The sequence below is a fragment of the Amycolatopsis sp. NPDC024027 genome, from assembly GCF_040638975.1.
Classification (GTDB): domain Bacteria; phylum Actinomycetota; class Actinomycetes; order Mycobacteriales; family Pseudonocardiaceae; genus Amycolatopsis.
Genome location: NZ_JBEZYY010000022.1, coordinates 107,341 through 123,901 on the forward strand (window position 1 = coordinate 107,341; position 16,561 = coordinate 123,901).

Below are 16,561 nucleotides of genomic sequence, written 5' to 3' on the forward strand. Positions count from 1 at the left end.
GTCCCGAATGAGTCATTCGCGGCACTCCGAGGCCGGGTCCGGTCAAGCGCCGCGGTAGGTGCCGATCGTCCAGGCGTTGCCCTCCGGGTCGCGCAGGCTGAACGTGTGCGAGCCGTACTCGGTGTCCGTCAGCTCGGCCGTGATCTCCGCACCCGCGGACTGCACCCGCGCGTACACCTCGTCGACCTTGTCCGACACCACGTACACCGCGGACGCACCCGGCTTCATCGCGTCGTGGACGCCGTCCGGCGGGCGGACGCTGCCCAGCATCACCGCGCCGCCCTCGGGCCAGCGCAGCTCGGCGTGCGCGATCAGCCGATCCCCCTCGGGCACCACCAGCGCTTCGGTGAAGCCGAGGACGTCGACGAGGAAGCGGACCGCGGCCGGGGCGTCGTCGTAGCGGAGGGCGGGCCAGACGTTCGGTTCAGGAGTCATGCCGTCAGCTTCGCGCCACCTCCGCCTCCTGGTCTTGGAGGAACGGGAGCTCCTCGGCGATCCACGTCCCCGGCGTGCACCCCGCCAGCGCGCGCCATTCGTTCGTCAGGTGCGCCTGGTCGTAGAACCCGCACTCCGCCGCCAGCGCCGCCAGGTCAGTCCGCCCGCGCCGCAGCAGGCGCCCGGCCCGCTCGAACCGCAGCACCCGCGCCGCCTGCTTCGGCGCCAGCCCCAGCTCCGTGCGGAACCGCTCGCCCAGGTGGCGGCGGCTCCAGCCGACCTCGTCCGCGAGATCCGCGACGCGCACCCGCCCGTCCGCACCCCGCAGCCGGCGCCACGCCTCCCCCAGCTCGGGCGGCGGCACCACCGGCTCGACGGCCCGGGCCGCCAGGACGTCGTCCAGCAGCGCGAACCGCTCGCGCCAAGACAGCTCCCTCAGCCTTTCGGGCAACCAGCCGAGACCGAACTCCGCCAGGTCGGCCACCTCGCCGCTCAGCTCGGCCGCCGTCACCCCGAACAGCGTCCGGACGCCCAGCGGGTCGAGCTCCAGCTGCACGCCCTCCTGCACGCGGTCCTGCCGGATCAGCACCGCGCGGGTGTGCAGCCCGCCGACCAGCGCCTGCAGGCTCTGCCCGGCCATCCGCACCGGCCCGGCGAGGCTGATGACGAGCGTCACATGCCGGGACGGCAGCCCGCGGTGGACGGCCAGCGTGACGTCGTCCTGCGCGTACCCCACATAGCGCGTGACCAGGGGCCGCACCACCGGGTGCGGCTCGTGGAGGGCCCAGGTCACGCTCACGAATACGAGCCTAATCGTCACCACCGACAGTTCCGCGTCTGCTAACACGGACAGTGCGTCCCCACCGCGGAAGGAAACACCCCGATGACGATCCAAGAGCAGGCGCAGCAGCTGGAGCTGCTCGCCGACCAGGTGCCGACCGGCATCGCGCTCGCCACGAAGAGCGACCTCGAAGACCTCCAGGCCCACGTGCTCGGCCTGCTCGGGGAGACGTCCTCCGCGACCGCGATCCAGGGCGCCATCCAGCTCGCTTCCCAGCAGATCGACGAGGTCGCGGCCGCGCTCGAGAACGTCCGCCTGCAGATCCGCGACGCCGCCCAGCACCACCTCCAGGGCTAGGGCGTGCCTGCGCGACGATCGCACGGGCAGTGTCCGTGCGGTGTCAGGCCGGTGTCAGGCGCGCCGCGCACAGTCACCGCATGACCGAGAACAGCACTGCCCCGATCACCGCGGACTGGACCGGCCTGGTGCCGGTGGAAGACACGGCACTGGCCGTCACCGACACCGGCGGGCCCGGCCTCCCCGTGGTCTACCTCAACGGCCAGTTCGCCACCCAGGGCTACTGGCGCCGCGTCCTCGCCGAACTCGGACCGGAGTTCCGGCACATCACCTACGACGAGCGGGCCCGCGGCAAGTCGCGGCGCTCGGCCGACTACTCGTTCGAGGCCGCTGTCCGCGACGTCGACGCCGTCCTCGCCGCCCGGGGCGTGGAGCGGGCGCTGGTGGTCGGCTGGTCCTACGGCGCGGTCGTCGCGGCGCACTGGGCCGAGCGCAACCCGGGCCGGGCCGTCGGTGCGGTCCTGGTCGACGGCGCCTTCCCGCACGACTGGCTCGACGACGCCATGGAGCAGCGGATCCGCAAGCTGTTCAAGCGGATGAGCTGGTTCCTGCCGCTGCTGCGCCCGACCGGGCTGGCCCCGCGGATGACCGCGGCCCAGCAGGCCGAGAGCAACATCGAACTCGGCAAGCTTTCCCGCGAGCGCGAGCTGGGTCCGGTGCTGGACGGCCTGACGGTCCCGGTGCGGTACGTGGTCGCCTCGGGCACGTCGCTGGGCAGCAAGGGCGACGAGCAGGAGCGGATCCGCGCCGCCCTCGACGCGGTGACCGCCCGGAAAGCGAACATCACCAGCGAGAAGGTCGCGAGCAACCACGGCGCCATCCTGCGCAAGGACTTCCGCGCCGTCGCCGGCGCGGTCCGCGGTCTCGCGGCCCGTGCCCGCTGAGCACCGATCACCCGGGCAGGACACCGGGTTCGTAGTGCGAACCGACCGCGGGCCGGCCCGTGTAGCCGGGGCCGTCCCGCCGGATCCGGTGTGCTCTCGAGTCGTACGTGAAACCCGCTTCGCGCAACGCGCGCAGAACCCGGCGCGTCCCGCCCGGCGCCTCGATGCCCGCGACGTCGAAGTTCGGCACGAACACGCCGCCGCCGCACGGGCCCGGCCGCCGCGAAGTAGCCGACGAGGTCGACGCCCGTGATGTCCAGTTCCGGCCGGGCCTCGGCCGCGTCCAGGAGCGCCCGCCCGCTGCCGCAGCAGAGATCGAGCCAGCGCGCACCGGACGGCAAGCTCAGGACGTCGAAGCCGAGCACCCGTGAATAGCCGTCGCGACCGGCCAACCGGCGCCGGAACCCCCGAAGACCTCAGCCGGCGGTGACCACCGGCGCGCCCTCGCCGAGGGACTCGCCCGCCTCTTCGGCGATGCGCATGGCCTCTTCGATGAGCGTCTCGACGATCGCGTGCTCGGGCACGGTCTTGATGACCTCGCCCTTGACGAAGATCTGGCCCTTGCCGTTGCCCGACGCGACCCCGAGGTCAGCCTCGCGGGCCTCGCCCGGGCCGTTCACGACGCAGCCCATGACGGCCACGCGCAGCGGGATCTCCATGCCCTCGAGCCCGGCCGTGACCTGCTCGGCGAGCGTGTAGACGTCGACCTGCGCCCGGCCGCACGACGGGCACGACACGATCTCCAGCTTGCGCTGCTTGAGGTTCAGCGACTGCAGGATCTGGATGCCGACCTTGACCTCTTCGACCGGCGGCGCGGACAGCGAGACGCGGATCGTGTCGCCGATGCCCTGGCGCAGCAGCGCGCCGAACGCGACGGCCGACTTGATCGTGCCCTGGAAGGCCGGGCCCGCCTCGGTGACGCCGAGGTGCAGCGGGTAGTCGCACTGCTCGGCGAGGATCTCGTAGGCGCGCACCATGACCACCGGGTCGTTGTGCTTCACCGAGATCTTGATGTCGTGGAAGTCGTGCTCGGCGAACAGCGACGCCTCCCACAGCGCCGACTCGGCCAGCGCCTCCGGCGTCGCCTTGCCGTACTTGTCCATGATCCGCTTGTCGAGCGAGCCGGCGTTGACGCCGATCCGGATCGGCGTGCCGTGGTCCTTCGCGGCCTGCGCGATCTCCTTGACCTGGTCGTCGAACTTCCGGATGTTGCCCGGGTTGACGCGCACGGCCGCGCAGCCGGCCTCGATCGCGGCGAAGACGTACTTCGGCTGGAAGTGGATGTCGGCGATCACCGGGATCTGCGACTTCCGCGCGATCGCGGGCAGCGCCTCGGCGTCGTCGGCCGACGGGCACGCGACGCGGACGATGTCGCAGCCCGCGGCGGTCAGCTCGGCGATCTGCTGCAGGGTCGCGTTGACGTCGGAGGTGAGCGTCGTCGTCATCGACTGGACGGAGATCGGGTGGTCGCTGCCGACGCCGACCGGACCCACCTGGAGCTGGCGGGTCTTGCGACGCTCGGACAGGACGGGCGGGGGCAGGGCGGGCATACCGAGTGCGACGGTCACGGCTTCCAGCGTACCTACCCCTACTGGGCCACCTTCACCATGTCAACCGTCACGGTGAGCAGTATTACGGAGGGGGTGAGCGGTCCCGGGCGGACCGCACCCCCTCCGTGGGACTACTGGCCGATCCGGATCGGGTTGACGATGTCGGCCGTCACGGTGAGTAGCGTCACGGCGCCGCCGATGAGCACCAGTGCCATCGTGATCCCGGACAGTTTCGTGTAGTCGACCGGTCCCCCGGCCACCTTGCCCCGCCGCGCCCGGATCCAGTCGCGGACGCGCTCGTACCAGACCACCGCGATGTGCCCGCCGTCCAGCGGCAGCAGCGGCAGCAGGTTGAACACGCCGATGAAGAAGTTCAGGCTGGCCAGCAGGAAGAAGAACAGCACCCAGAGGCCCTGCTCGACCGCCTGGCCGCCGATCCGGCTCGCGCCGACGACGCTGACCGGGGTGTTCTCGTCGCGTACGCCGCCGAAGATCGCGGTGACCACGGCGGGGATGCGCTGAGGGAACTGGATGAGCCGCTGCGCCGTCTCGGCGAACATCGTGCCGGTGAAGCTGACCGTGGCGCCGACCGCGGCGACCGGGCCGTACTGCGTGGTCAGCTCCGGCTGCTGGGGCGAGGCGCCGATCATGCCGACTTCCTTGACGGTGGCGCCGTTCCAGCGCTGCACCTTCGGCACGTCGACGACGAGCCACAGGGCCTGACCGCCACGCTGCACCTGGAACACCGTCCGGCCGCTGGTGGCCTGCACGGCGGCGAGCATCTCCTCCCAGGTCGCGACCGGCTTCCCGCCGACCGCGGTCACCTTGTCGCCGGGCCGCAGCCCGGCCGTCGCCGCCGGGGTCGGCGCGTCCGCCGGGCAGCCGGAGTTCTTGGCCTTGGACTGGGCCTCGGCCTGCTCCTTCGTCGTGGCCGACTGGGCGCAGGAGGTGGCGGCCAGCACCGGCTCGGTCGGGGCGGGCGCCAGCTTCGGCAGGCCCATGGTCACGGCCATCAGGTAGAGGACCAGGAAGCCCAGGATGAAGTGGGTGATCGACCCGGCCGACATCACGACGGTGCGCTTCCAGGTCTTGAACCGCCACATCGCGCGCGGCGCCTCGTCCGGGGTCACTTCGTCGAGCGCCGTCATGCCGGCGATGTCGCAGAACCCGCCGAGCGGAATCCACTTCAGGCCGTACTCGGTCTCGCCGCGGCGCCAGGAGAACACCGTGGGCCCGAAGCCCACGAAGTACCGGCGGACCTTCATGCCGAAGGCCTTCGCGGTGACCATGTGGCCGGCCTCGTGCAGTGCGACTGAGACGCAGATCCCCAGCGCGAAGAGCACCACACCGATGATGTAGGCGAGCACCCGCTACTTCCCCTCGATGATCGAACCGGCCCGCGCACGAGCCCACCGCTCGGCCGCGAGAACGTCCTCGACGTCGCGTGGTTCGCGACGCCATTCGTCGGCGGCTCCCACCACCTCGGAAACAGTGTCCACTATCGACGTGAAGCTGGTGTTCTGCGCCAGGAAGGCGGACACCAGCTCCTCGTTCGCGGCGTTGTAGACCGCGGGCAGGCAGCCGCCCTCGGTACCGCAGTGCCGGGCCAGCTCCACGGCCGGGAAGGCCTCGTCGTCCAGCGGCTCGAACGTCCAGGTCGCGGCCTGGTCCCAGGTGCACGCGGCGGCGGCGCCGGGGACCCGGTCGGGCCAGTGCAGCGCGAGCGCGATGGGCAGCCGCATGTCGGGCGGGCTGGCCTGGGCGATCGTCGAGCCGTCGGCGAAGGTCACCATCGAGTGCACGATCGACTGCGGGTGCACGGTGACGTCGATCTTCGCGGGCTCGATGTCGAACAGCAGCGCCGCCTCGATCAGCTCCAGGCCCTTGTTGACCAGGGTGGCGGAGTTGATCGTGATGAGCGGACCCATGGACCAGGTCGGGTGCGCCATCGCCTGCTCGACGGTGACGCCGGCCAGCTCCGCGCGCTTGCGGCCGCGGAACGGGCCGCCGGACGCGGTGAGGACCAGCCGGGCGACCTCGCTCCGGTGCCCGGCGCGCAGGGCCTGGGCGATGGCGGAGTGCTCGGAGTCGACGGGCACGAACTGCCCGGGCTTGGCGGCGGCGAGCACCAGCGGCCCGCCGGCGATGAGGGACTCCTTGTTGGCCAGGGCCAGGGTGGCGCCGGTGGCGAGCGCCCGCAGCGTCGGCTCGAGGCCGCGGGAGCCCGGCAGCGCGTTGAGGACGGTGTCGACCTTGACGGCGTCGATCAGCTCGGTGACCGCGTCGGACCCCGCGAAGAGCCGCGGGAGCTTGAACTCGCCCCGGGCGTACCCGCGCTTCTGCGCTTCGGCGTACAGCGCGAGCTGGACGTCTTCGGCGGCCGTGGCCCTGGTCACGGCGACGGCCTCGACGCCGTGCGCGATCGCCTGGGCGGCGAGCGCGGCCGGATCGGCCCCACCGGCGGCGATCCCGGCCACCCGGAACAGGTGCGGGTTGCGCGCGGCGACGTCGAGGGCCTGCACGCCGATGGACCCGGTCGAGCCGAGCACGAGAACGCTTCGCGAGGTAGTCATCGCCGGTCATTGTCGCGCGGGGCGTCTCCGCGGCGCACCCGGAGGTGTGGGATCATCGGCGGGTCCGAGGTTCACGGGGTTTGAGGGAGTTCATCGTGGCAGGCAAGGCGGTCGAGAAGAGGCGGCCCGAGGTCGACCCGCGCGACGAGCCGTCCGCGGCCTGGGGCTGGCACGGCTCGTTCCCGAAGGCCACCCGCATCGCCGGCTGGGTCAGCGCGATCATCCTGCTCGTGATGATCAAGGGCAACCACGAGAACAACACCGAGAACGTGTGGCTGGTCGGCCTGGCGCTGTTCCTCGTGCTGCTGCTGGTGCTGGACATCCGCAAGCAGCGCACGGCCTGGCGCAAGTAGTTCGTCATTCGCTAACGTCCCCGGCATGAAGCTGCGCTGGGGACTGGCTGTGTTCGCTGTTCTGGGTGCCCTGGTGGTGCCCGCCGCGCCGGCATCGGCTTCGGTGCCGTTGGTCCGGTGCACCTTCACGCCGACCCCGGACAACCCGGCGGCGCGTCCCGTGGTGCGTCCGTTGCCCGTGGCGCCGACCCGAGGGACCGTGGACGTGACGTTCCGGTTCAACTACGGGCCGGTGACGGTGCGGCTGGACCGCGCGGGAGCTGCTCCGTGCGCGGTGCACAACATGGTTTCGCTGGTTTTGCAGCGGTTCTACGACCGCTCCCAGTGCTGGCGGCTTTCGAATTCGGCTCGGCTCGGGGTGCTCCAGTGCGGAGACATCTACGAAGTCGAGAAGGGCGGGCCGGGGTACAAGTTCCCGGACGAGGTTTCGGGTGCCGAGACGTACCCGCGCGGGACGATCGCGATGGGAAACCAGGGGCCCGGGACGAACGGGTCGGAGTTCTTCATCGTGCACTCGTTCGCGAACATCCCGGCGAACTATTCGGTCATGGGGCGGGTGATCCGCGGGATGTCCGCGATCGACCGGATGGTGGCCGACGGGATCATCCCGACCGATCCGAACGGGCCGCTGGACGGGGCTCCGGCGCACCCGGTGAAGATCCAGCGCGCCACGGTCGGCTGGTAGGCCTGACCGCTCACTCGCGAGCGCGCGCCCAAGCGACCTCGAACTCCGCGGCGGTGATGACTTCCGCGTGGAACTCCGGCTGAGCGTCGATCTCCGCGAGGGCGGGGAACGGCAGCTGCCCCAGCCCGATCTCGTCCGTCTCGCGCCCCGCGTCCGCCCAGTCGGCCCGGCCGTCGCGGTAGACGGCCACCTTGCGCACCTCGAAACGGTCCGCACCCAGTTCGCTGAACAGCTCGACCGGCTCGTCGGCGAAGTCGTGGTCCCAGCGCACCTTCACGTACGAGGTCATGGAAGAACGACAAGGGGCCGGGGTGCGACCCCGGCCCCTTGTCGCGTGGTTCAGCGTTCGGTCGACGGCGACACCAGTTCGCTCGGCCCGCCGCTCGACTCCCCGGCGACCGCGGCGAGTTCTTCGCCCACCGACTCGCCGTTCTCCGGGCGGGTGTCCTTCGTCAGCAACGACGCCACCGCGCCGATCAGGCACACGACGATCGCGAAGCCGAACGCCACCGCCAGCCCCGACTGGAACGGGCCCGAGATCAGGTTCGGGAAGAAGCTGCGCCCCGTGAGGAACGCCGCCTGGTCCGGCGGCAGCGACGACAGCTGGCCGCCCAGGAGCTGCTGGATCGGGTTGTAGCCCAGGAACGCCGCGAACAGCACCGCCACCGCCGGGAGGTTGGCGATCTGGGCCGCCGAGGCCGCCGGGACGCCGTGCTCGGTCAGGCCCTGGCTCATCGTCGCCGGGAGGCTGCTCGACAGGCCCGCGATGATCAAGCTGAAGAAGAAACCGATCGACAGGACCATCGCCGCGTTCTGGAAGGTCGTCATCATGCCCGCGCCGGAGCCGCGCGCGTCGGCCGGGAGGCTGTTCATCACCTCGGCGCGGTTGGGCGAGGAGAACATCCCCATGCCGATGCCGTTGATCAGCAGGATCGCCGCGAACGCCCAGTAGTCGAAGTTCACCGGCAGGATGATCAGCAGCAGGAACGTGATCGCCGTGATCAGCAGCCCGGTGGAGGCGAGCAGGCGGCTGCCGATCCGGTCGGCGAGGATGCCCGACGTCGGCGCGGCCAGCAGGAAGCCGACCGTCATCGGGAGCATGTAGATGCCCGCCCACAACGGCGTCTGCTCGAACGTGTAGCCGTGCTGGGGCAGCCAGATGCCCTGCAGCCAGATGATCAGGATGAACTGCAGCCCGCCGCGGCCGAGGGAGGCCGTCAGGTTGGCGACGTTGCCCCAGGTGAACGCGCGGATCCGGAACAGCGACAGGCGGAACAGCGGGTTGTCGACCTTGGTCTCGATGACCACGAAGGCGACCAGCACGGCGGCGCCGCCGATCAGGCAGCTCAGCACGAACGGGCTGCCCCAGCCGGTCGGCGACGAGCCGTAGGGCTGGATGCCGTAGGTGATCCCGACGAGCACCGCGATCAGGCCGACCGCGAAGGTGATGTTGCCCCACCAGTCCATCCGCGCGTGCTTGCGGACGCCGGTGTCGTGCAGCTTGAGGTACGCCCAGACCGTGCCGATGACGCCGAACGGCACCGAGACCAGGAAGATCAGGTTCCAGTCGATCGGAGCGAGCACCCCGCCCACGACCAGGCCGAGGAACGAGCCGGCGATGGCCGCGACGCCGTTCATGCCGAGCGCGAGCCCGCGCTGGTTGGCCGGGAAGGCGTCGGTGAGGATCGCCGAGGAGTTCGCCATCAGGAAGGCACCGCCGACGCCCTGCACGATCCGCCAGCCGATCAGCCACAGCGCGGCCGCGTCACCGTCGAACCAGGTGACGGCCAGCATGATGGAGGAAACGGTGAAGACGGCGAAGCCGAGGTTGTACATCCTCGCGCGGCCGTACATGTCGCCGAGCCTGCCGAAGCTCACCACCAGCACCGCGGTGACCACGAGGAAGCCCATGATCATCCACAGCAGGTAGCTCGTGTTGGCCGGCTCCAGGGGGTTGATGCCGATGCCCTTGAAGATGTCGGGCAGCGCGATCAGCACGATCGAGGAGTTGATCGTGGCGATCAGCATGCCCAGCGTCGTGTTGGACAGCGCGATCCACTTGTACCGCGGCCCCAGTTCCGCGATCGAATACGTCCGGCGTTCCGCCACTGCGCAACCTCTCTGCTCGCCAGTCCCTTAGCTAGGCTAAGCAACTTGCTTGCGTATGGCAACCAACGGCGCGGATTGCCCAGGAGAGCATGATCACAGCGGGTTGACTGTCCTTTGAGGACTCTTTACGGCGGGGGTTGTGCACAACTCGGGCGTGGCGGGTCGGGGTGTGGACAACTCCGGTCGCCGGGCCGGGAACTGTCGGTGCCTCCCGGTAATGTTGAAACCGGGGGTCCCCCTCACGGCGAGGGGATCGGCAGAAGCGGGCGGCGCCGTGAGTACCGTTCGGGCGCGTGACCGCAGACGAGGTGCTGCAGGACCGGCCACATCGGCGGGTGGTGCGGATCGGCGACACCGTCCGCCGGCCGACGTTTCCGTGGTCGCCGGCCGTCCACGCGCTGCTCCGCCATCTGGAGGCCGTCGGTTTCCGGTGGGCACCTCGTTTCCTGGGCCTGGACGAAGAAGGCCGTGAGGTGCTGACCTACCTGGAAGGCGAGTCCGGCCCGCAGGGCTGGGCCCAGGTGGTCGGCGATGCCGGTCTGGCGAGGTTCGCCCGGTTGCTGCGGGACTACCACGACGCGGTGGCCGGCTTTCGGCCGCCGCCGGAGTCCAGGTGGTTCGACGGAACGACCGGAACCGGTGGCAGCGAGGTGATCTGCCACGGTGACTTCGGTCCGTGGAACGTCGTCTGGCAAGGGGAGCAGCCGGTCGGCATCCTCGATTGGGACTACGCCCGCCCCGCACCCCGGCTGCACGACGTCGGCTACGCCCTGGAGTACGTCGCTCCCTTCCGCGATGACGCCGAATGCCTGCGGTCGCTGCGCTATCCCCGTCCTCCCCACCGGCGGCACCGCTTGGAGGTGTTCGCCGGCGCCTACGGCCTGACGTCCACGTCGGGACTGGTCGATGCCGTGATCGACGTCCAGCGGACCGTGCTCGCGCAGGTCCGGAGGCTGGCCGAAGCGGGGCATCAGCCTCAGGCCGGCTTGGCTGCCGACGGCCATCTCGAGCAGCTGGCGGGCCGGCTCGCCTGGAGCCGGGAAAACAGGCACCTGTTCGAGTAGGCGGCACGCTCTGTGGTCACGGTCGCGAGTCCCGCACCAGCCGCCCGAGCTCGGCCACGCCCTCGGCGATCTCCGTCGCCGTCCGGGCCGCGTACCCCAGCACCAGCCCCGGCCGTCCCGGACGTTGCCGGTGCCAGGACAGCGGCTGCACCTTCACCCCCTCCGCCAGCGCGGCCGCCGCCACCGCGACGTCGTCCACCTCGGCGTCGAACGTCACCGTCAGGTGCAAACCGGCGGCCGCGCCGTGGACCACCGCGCCCGGCAACTCGGCGGCGACCGCGCGGATCATCGCGTCGCGGCGGCGGCGGTGCCGGGCGCGGACCACCCTCAGCTGACGCTCCAGCTCGCCGGTCTCCATCAAGCGCGCCAGGACCAGCTGGGCCAGCACCGGGTTGCCCAGGTCCGCGAACCGCTTCGCCGCCACGAGGTCGTCGCGGAAGCGCGGCGGCGCCAGCAGCCAGCCGACGCGCAGCGCCGGTGCCAGCAGCTTCGAAACGCTGCCCGTGTAACAGACCTCCGGCACCATCGACCGGACCGCCGGCACCGGGGCGCGGTCGTAGCGGTGCTCCGCGTCGTAGTCGTCCTCGACGACGATGCCGCCCTCGGCCACCCAGCGCATCAGCTCGCGGCGGCGCTCGCCGCCCAGCACCACGCCCATCGGGAACTGGTGCGCCGGAGTCAGCAACACCGCCGGGGCGTGCAGCTCGGACACCAGCAGCCCGTCGTCGTCCACCGGGACCGGCGGCGTCGCCAAACCGCAGTGGTGCAGGTGCTGGCGCGCGCCCAGCGAACTCGGGTCCTCCACCGCGATCTCGGCCAGGCCGTGCTGCCGCAACACCTCGCCCACCAGCGTCAACGCCTGCGCGACCCCGGCCACCATGATGATCTCGCCCGGGTCCACGCGGATCCCGCGGTTGCGCGCCAGCCAGCGCGAAACCGCCAGCCGCATCGAAGGCGCGCCGCGCGGGTCGCCGTAGCCGAAGTGGGACGGCTCCAGCTCGTCCAGCACCGCCCGCTCGGCCCGCAGCCACGCCGCGCGCGGGAACGCCGTCAGGTCCGGGACGCCGGGGGTGAGGTCGATCCGGGCCGGCGCCGCGCGCATCGCGTCGAAGACCTCCACCCCCGGCAGAGCCGTGATGACCTCGGGGAAAAGCCGGTCCGGCGACGGGTCCGGCGGCAGCACGGGCGCGGCGACGACGACCGTGCCCACCCGGCCGCGGCCCGCGGCGTGGCCGTCGTCGATCAGCCGCTGGTAGGCCTCGGTCACCACACCCCGCGACACGCGCAGCTCGGCGGCCAGCACCCGGGACGCGGGCAGCCGGCCGCCGACCGGGAGCCGGCCGTCGGCGATCGCCGCGCGCAGCTGCCGGGCGAGCCAGTCCGCCAGCCCGCCCGGCGGCGCCTCGCGGACGTCCAACTGGAGGAAGTCCGACCCTATGGACCCCTCGGAGAGCGCGGTTTTGGCTCTGTCCATCGAGCCATTGTCGCAGGACGCTGGGCTCATGGACACCGCTTACGTGCACGGGTACACCGAACCCGAGACCCGCCGCCTGGGCGACCAGGCCGACACCCTCGCCGACCTCCTGCACGCCGGAACGGCCTACCCCGCCGGGAGCCGGGTGCTGGAGGCCGGCTGCGGCGTCGGCGCCCAGACCGTCCACCTGGTGGCCCGCAGCCCGGGCGCGCACCTGACCGCGGTCGACGTCTCCGCCGCGTCCCTCGCCCAGGCACGCAAGCAAGTGAGCGGCGTCGACTTCCGCCAAGCCGACCTGTTCGACCTGGACGGCGAGTACGACCACGTCTTCGTCTGCTTCGTGCTGGAACACCTGCCGGAGCCGGAGAAAGCCCTCGCGCACCTGATGACCCTGCTGCGGCCGGGCGGCACCATCACCGTCATCGAAGGCGACCACGGTTCGGCGTTCTTCCACCCGCGCAGCGGGCACGCACAGGCGGCGATCGACTGCCTGGTCCGGCTGCAGGCCGACGCCGGCGGCGACGCCCTCATCGGGCGGCGGCTCCACCCGCTGCTGACCGGCGCCGGGTTCGGCGACGTCACCGTGGAGCCGCGGACGGTCTACGTCGACGCGTCGCGGCCCGGGCTGGTCACGGGGTTCGCCCGCGACACCTTCACCGCGATGGTCGAAGGCGTCGGCGAAACAGCCGTCGCCCGCGGGCTGATCACGCAGGACCGCTGGGACCACGGCGTCGCGGACCTGCACCGGACCACCGGCGAAGACGGCACCTTCCACTACGCGTTCTTCAAGGCCACCGGGAGCAGGCCGTGATCGCCCGGCGCCCCCGGCCCCGGCTCGCGGGCAGCACCGACGTCGTCGACCGGGACCTCGAACGCCTCGAAAACGACCTCGCCGCCCGCGAGCCCGCCTACCCCGCGACGCACTCCAGGGCCGTCAGGTGGTTCCGGACCCGGATCGCGCCGGGCACGCATTCCCCGGCGTAGCAGGCCAGCGCGCGTTCCCAGTGCTCGCGCGCGGCCTCCGGGTCGCCGAGTCCACTGTGGACTTCTCCGAGCCCGCAGTGGGCTCGGCCCTGTTCGGGACGGCAGCCGGTTTCCTTCGCCACGGCCAGGGCTTCGCGGTGGTACCGCAGCGCCTCCGAAGCGGCTCCGCGCGCGGCGGACAGGCTGCCCAGGCTGTTGAGCACCCGGGATTCGACGCCGCGGTCACCGCATTCGCGGGCCAGGCTCAGCGCTTCTTCGAGGTGCTGGGCCGCTTCCGCGGGCCGGCCCTCCGCCAGCCGGACATCGCCCAGGTGCTTCAGCGCGACGCTGCGGTTGGGCGGGCTGCCCGTCTCCTGCGCGATTTCCAGCGCCCGCTCCAGGTGCGCCGCGGCTTCGGCGTACCGGCCCCGCGCGTGCTCGACGTCGCCGAGGATGCCCAGCGCGTACCCCTCGCTCACCCGGACGCCCATCGCCCGCAGGTGCGCCAGCCCCTCGTTCAGGACCCGGACCGCCTCGTCGTGGCGGCCCAACGCCGACAGCGAGTCGCCCAGGTTGACCAGCGCGTAACCCTCGCTCGTGCGGTCGGCGATGTCCCGCGCCAGGGCAAGGGCTTCTTCGAGGTGACCGATCGCTTCGCCGTACCGGCCGATGCCGCGGCAGGAACAGCCGAGCACCACCAGGACCAGGCCTTCGCTGGTGCGGTCGCCCGTCTTCCTGGCCAGCGCGAGCGCTTCCGTCGAATACCGGATCCCCTCGGCGAACCGGCCCAGCGCCCGGCAGACGAGGCCCAGGGTGTTGACCGAGTGGATTTCCGTGCGCCAGTCGCCGGTCTCCCGGGCGAGGACGAGGGCTTCCTCCAGGTACCGCAGCGCCTCCGGCGACCGGCCCACCCGCCAGTGGCCCAGCGCGATCAGGATCAGCGGCTCGGCTTCGGCCGCCCGGTCGCCGGTGTGGTGGGCCAGCGCCGACGCGTGCGTGTGCAGGACCAGCGCTTCCTCGTGGTAGCCGCCGACGTCGAGGTAGTGCCACAGGATCCCGGACAGCAGCCGCAGCTGGTCCGGCCAGCCGTGCCGCGTCGCGTGCGCGGCGATCGCCAGGAGGTTGCGGCGCTCGGCCTCCAGCCACGCCGGGGCGTCGAGCACCTTGACGTCCGGCTCCGGCGCGCGCGGCCGCAGGTGCCGCTCCTGCGGCAGGACGACGTCCATGGCCTGGCCGGCCGAAGAGACGTAGAAGTCGAACAGCCGCTGCTGCGCCTCGTGGCTCTCGGCGGGATCGCCGGCCGCGAGCTCGGCGGCGTAGACGCGCAGCAGGTCGTGCAGCTGGACGCGGTCGTCGCCGGTCTGCTGCACGAGGTGGGCGCGCACCAGGACCCCGGCCAGCCGTTCGGCCTCCGGCAGGGGCACGCCGGCGAGGGCGGCCAGCGCGGGCGGCGTCAGGTCGCGGCCCGGGTGCAGGCCGCAGAGCCGGAACACGCGGGCCGCGTCGGGCGCGAGGTTGCGGTAGGACCAGGAGAACACGGCCCGGACGGCGGTCAGCGGGTCGCCGCCGCCGTCGAGCAGGTCGAGCCGCCGCCGTTCGTCGGCCAGCTCGGCGGCCAGGGCGGCGAGGCGCTCCCCCGGCCGGCTCAGCGCCAGTTCCGCGACCAGCCGCAGGGCCAGCGGGAGCCGGGCCGCGTAGCCGATCAGCGCCGCGGCGGCCTCGGGTTCGCCGTCGGCGCGCGGGCCGAGCAGCGCCCGGAGCAGGTCGCGGGCTTCGGCCTCGGTGAGCAGGTCGACGAGCACCCGCCGGGCGCCGTGGCGGGCGACCAGGCCGGGCAGCGCGTCCCGGCTGGTCACCAGCACCAGGCAGGTGGGCGAGCCGGGCAGCAGCGGGCGGACCTGCCCGACCGAGTTCGCGTTGTCGAGCACCAGCAGCATCCGCCGCCCGGTGAGCGCGGTGCGGAACTTCGCGGCGCGCTCGTCCGGCTCGGCGGGGATGTCCGCGCCCGGGACACCGAGAGCGCGCAGGAACCCGGACAGCGCGTCGGCCGGGTCCACCGGCCGGACCGTGCCGTAGCCGTGCAGGTCGAGGTAGAGCTGGCCGTCCGGGAATTCCGCGGGCACGCGCTGCGCCCAGTGGACGGCGAGCGCGGTCTTGCCGACCCCGCCGGTGCCGGAGAGGACGGCGATGCGCGCGCTCGTGTCGCGTTCGTCGCGACGCAGCAGCGCGTCCAGCTCGGCCAGCTGGGCGGCCCGGCCGCGGAAGCCGGGGACGTCGGCGGGCAGCTGCGCCGGGACCCGGGCCGGCGGCTCCGGCGCGGCGAAGTCCTGCCGCAGCACCTGCCGCTGGGCCGCCCGCAGCTCGGGGCCCGGTTCCAGGCCGAGCTCGTCGGCGAGCCGCCGGCGCACCTCGTCGAAGACGTCCAGCGCGGCGGCCTGCCGCCCGGACGCGGCGAGCGCCAGCACCAGCTTGGCGTGCGCCGACTCGTTCAGCGGCTCCTCGGCGGTCAGCACCCGCAGCTGCACCGCCGCGTCTTCGGGGTCGGCGACCCCGGCGTAGGCCAGCACCGCCTTGGCGCGCCGCATCACCAGCGCGAGCCGGGCGGGGTGCTGGCGCAGCCGTTCGACGTCGGCGAGTGCCGGGCCGCGCCAGAGGTCCAGGGCCTCCTGGAGAGCGTTTCGGGCGAGCAGGGCTTCGAAGCGCAGCAGGTCGAGCTCGTCCTCACCGACGGCCAGCCGGTAGCCGCCCTTGTCCGTGGCGATGAGGTCGGCCGGCCGCAGCGCCCGCCGCAGCCGCGCGACGTAGGTGTGGAGCAGCTCCAGGCACGACGGCGGCGGCTCGTCCCAGATGACGTCGACGAGGTCCTCGCGCCGGACGGTCCGGTTCGGCTGCAGGGCCAGCAGCGCCAGCAGCAGGCGCTGCTTCTCCGCGCCGATCTCGACCGGCTCGGTGCCGCGCGTCACCGTCAGCGGGCCGAGGACACCGAGCCGCACGGGCTCCGGCGGAGCTTCGGCGAGCGCTTCCCGCAGCTTGCGGGCCGTCTCCGGCCGGGGCCGCCGGACGCTGCCGAGCTCGGCGTTGCGCACCGCGCGCAGGCTCACGCCGGCCCGCTCGGCGAGCTGGGCCTGGGTGAGGCCGGCGAGGGCACGCCGGTCCCGCAGCCATCCGGCGAACGACAGGCCTTCGTCCACAGGCGTCCTCTCCTGCGTGCCCCGAGCGGAACGTACCTCTCCAGCATCACGATCGTGCCGCCCGAGCTGTACCACCGATCGGCGAAGATAACCGTTTCCGCAGGTACGGACGGTGACAGCGGCGGGGAGCAGCAGTACAGGC

Annotated in this window: 16 protein-coding genes; 6 read left to right on the top strand and 10 right to left on the bottom strand. The window is 72.3% G+C overall.

Features of this window, described 5'->3' with window-relative positions; translation table 11 throughout:
* Positions 1-42: 42 nt before the first annotated feature.
* Both AB0F52_RS39900 and AB0F52_RS39905 read right to left on the bottom strand, forming a co-directional pair.
* The gene (locus AB0F52_RS39900; RefSeq protein WP_360182528.1) at positions 43-435 is read right to left on the bottom strand and encodes a VOC family protein; all 393 of its coding nucleotides are present in this window, start codon (positions 433-435) and stop codon (positions 43-45) included.
* A gap of 4 nt (positions 436-439) precedes the next feature.
* Positions 440-1,234: an AraC family transcriptional regulator gene (locus AB0F52_RS39905; RefSeq protein ID WP_360182531.1), complete on the bottom strand. Its 795-nt coding sequence runs from the start codon at positions 1,232-1,234 to the stop codon at positions 440-442.
* Positions 1,235-1,318: 84 nt separating this feature from the next.
* Here AB0F52_RS39905 and AB0F52_RS39910 point away from each other — a divergent pair, with 84 nt between their 5' ends.
* Positions 1,319-1,573 (top strand): hypothetical protein, encoded by a 255-nt coding sequence (locus AB0F52_RS39910; RefSeq protein WP_103343055.1) that lies wholly within the window; start codon positions 1,319-1,321, stop codon positions 1,571-1,573.
* Between the two features lie 80 nt (positions 1,574-1,653).
* Positions 1,654-2,457, top strand: coding sequence for an alpha/beta hydrolase (locus AB0F52_RS39915; RefSeq protein WP_360182534.1), 804 nt, complete (start codon positions 1,654-1,656; stop codon positions 2,455-2,457).
* 7 nt (positions 2,458-2,464) lie between these two features.
* Here the strand turns inward: AB0F52_RS39915 and AB0F52_RS39920 are convergent, their stop codons facing one another.
* The 4 genes from AB0F52_RS39920 to dxr form a co-directional block, all read right to left on the bottom strand.
* Positions 2,465-2,653: a hypothetical protein gene (locus AB0F52_RS39920; protein WP_360182537.1), complete on the bottom strand. Its 189-nt coding sequence runs from the start codon at positions 2,651-2,653 to the stop codon at positions 2,465-2,467.
* A 220-nt stretch (positions 2,654-2,873) separates the two neighbouring features.
* A complete protein-coding gene (gene ispG, locus AB0F52_RS39925; RefSeq protein WP_167384597.1) occupies positions 2,874-4,025 on the bottom strand; it encodes a flavodoxin-dependent (E)-4-hydroxy-3-methylbut-2-enyl-diphosphate synthase in 1,152 nt (383 codons plus the stop codon).
* Positions 4,026-4,138: 113 nt separating this feature from the next.
* Complete coding sequence (locus AB0F52_RS39930; protein ID WP_360182541.1) at positions 4,139-5,374, bottom strand: site-2 protease family protein; 1,236 nt, start codon at positions 5,372-5,374, stop codon at positions 4,139-4,141.
* 3 nt (positions 5,375-5,377) lie between these two features.
* Positions 5,378-6,580 (bottom strand): 1-deoxy-D-xylulose-5-phosphate reductoisomerase, encoded by a 1,203-nt coding sequence (gene dxr, locus AB0F52_RS39935; RefSeq protein ID WP_360182544.1) that lies wholly within the window; start codon positions 6,578-6,580, stop codon positions 5,378-5,380.
* A 95-nt stretch (positions 6,581-6,675) separates the two neighbouring features.
* Between dxr and AB0F52_RS39940 the strand changes: the two genes are divergently transcribed.
* On the top strand, positions 6,676-6,933 hold the full coding sequence (locus AB0F52_RS39940; protein ID WP_013223923.1) for a DUF2631 domain-containing protein: 258 nt from the start codon (positions 6,676-6,678) through the stop codon (positions 6,931-6,933).
* A 25-nt stretch (positions 6,934-6,958) separates the two neighbouring features.
* Positions 6,959-7,618, top strand: coding sequence for a peptidylprolyl isomerase (locus tag AB0F52_RS39945; protein WP_360182547.1), 660 nt, complete (start codon positions 6,959-6,961; stop codon positions 7,616-7,618).
* Positions 7,619-7,628: 10 nt separating this feature from the next.
* Here the strand turns inward: AB0F52_RS39945 and AB0F52_RS39950 are convergent, their stop codons facing one another.
* Both AB0F52_RS39950 and AB0F52_RS39955 read right to left on the bottom strand, forming a co-directional pair.
* The gene (locus tag AB0F52_RS39950; RefSeq protein ID WP_360182550.1) at positions 7,629-7,907 is read right to left on the bottom strand and encodes a hypothetical protein; all 279 of its coding nucleotides are present in this window, start codon (positions 7,905-7,907) and stop codon (positions 7,629-7,631) included.
* 50 nt (positions 7,908-7,957) lie between these two features.
* A complete protein-coding gene (locus tag AB0F52_RS39955; protein WP_360182553.1) occupies positions 7,958-9,727 on the bottom strand; it encodes an MFS transporter in 1,770 nt (589 codons plus the stop codon).
* A gap of 293 nt (positions 9,728-10,020) precedes the next feature.
* Here AB0F52_RS39955 and AB0F52_RS39960 point away from each other — a divergent pair, with 293 nt between their 5' ends.
* Positions 10,021-10,791 carry an aminoglycoside phosphotransferase family protein gene (locus AB0F52_RS39960; RefSeq protein ID WP_360182556.1) on the top strand — a complete coding sequence of 257 codons (771 nt, stop codon included), beginning with the start codon at positions 10,021-10,023 and terminating at the stop codon, positions 10,789-10,791.
* A gap of 16 nt (positions 10,792-10,807) precedes the next feature.
* Here the strand turns inward: AB0F52_RS39960 and AB0F52_RS39965 are convergent, their stop codons facing one another.
* Entirely contained in the window at positions 10,808-12,265 is a 1,458-nt protein-coding gene (locus AB0F52_RS39965; protein ID WP_360182559.1) for a PLP-dependent aminotransferase family protein, read from the bottom strand.
* Positions 12,266-12,293: 28 nt separating this feature from the next.
* Between AB0F52_RS39965 and AB0F52_RS39970 the strand changes: the two genes are divergently transcribed.
* On the top strand, positions 12,294-13,076 hold the full coding sequence (locus AB0F52_RS39970; protein WP_360182562.1) for an L-histidine N(alpha)-methyltransferase: 783 nt from the start codon (positions 12,294-12,296) through the stop codon (positions 13,074-13,076).
* 97 nt (positions 13,077-13,173) lie between these two features.
* On the opposite strand, the gene AB0F52_RS39975 is transcribed toward AB0F52_RS39970, so the two are convergent.
* Positions 13,174-16,419, bottom strand: coding sequence for a tetratricopeptide repeat protein (locus AB0F52_RS39975; RefSeq protein ID WP_360182565.1), 3,246 nt, complete (start codon positions 16,417-16,419; stop codon positions 13,174-13,176).
* Between the last annotated feature and the right edge of the window lie 142 nt (positions 16,420-16,561).

Excerpts from the sequence above, each read along its gene's own strand:
- dxr (WP_360182544.1), bottom strand. The coding sequence starts at position 6,580 with ATGACTACCTCGCGAAGCGTTCTCGTGCTCGGCTCGACCGGGTCCATC.
- AB0F52_RS39950 (WP_360182550.1), bottom strand. The coding sequence starts at position 7,907 with ATGACCTCGTACGTGAAGGTGCGCTGGGACCACGACTTCGCCGACGAG.
- AB0F52_RS39970 (WP_360182562.1), top strand. The coding sequence starts at position 12,294 with ATGGACACCGCTTACGTGCACGGGTACACCGAACCCGAGACCCGCCGC.
- AB0F52_RS39910 (WP_103343055.1), top strand. The coding sequence starts at position 1,319 with ATGACGATCCAAGAGCAGGCGCAGCAGCTGGAGCTGCTCGCCGACCAG.
- AB0F52_RS39900 (WP_360182528.1), bottom strand. The coding sequence starts at position 435 with ATGACTCCTGAACCGAACGTCTGGCCCGCCCTCCGCTACGACGACGCC.
- AB0F52_RS39915 (WP_360182534.1), top strand. The coding sequence starts at position 1,654 with ATGACCGAGAACAGCACTGCCCCGATCACCGCGGACTGGACCGGCCTG.
- AB0F52_RS39965 (WP_360182559.1), bottom strand. The coding sequence starts at position 12,265 with ATGGACAGAGCCAAAACCGCGCTCTCCGAGGGGTCCATAGGGTCGGAC.
- AB0F52_RS39945 (WP_360182547.1), top strand. The coding sequence starts at position 6,959 with ATGAAGCTGCGCTGGGGACTGGCTGTGTTCGCTGTTCTGGGTGCCCTG.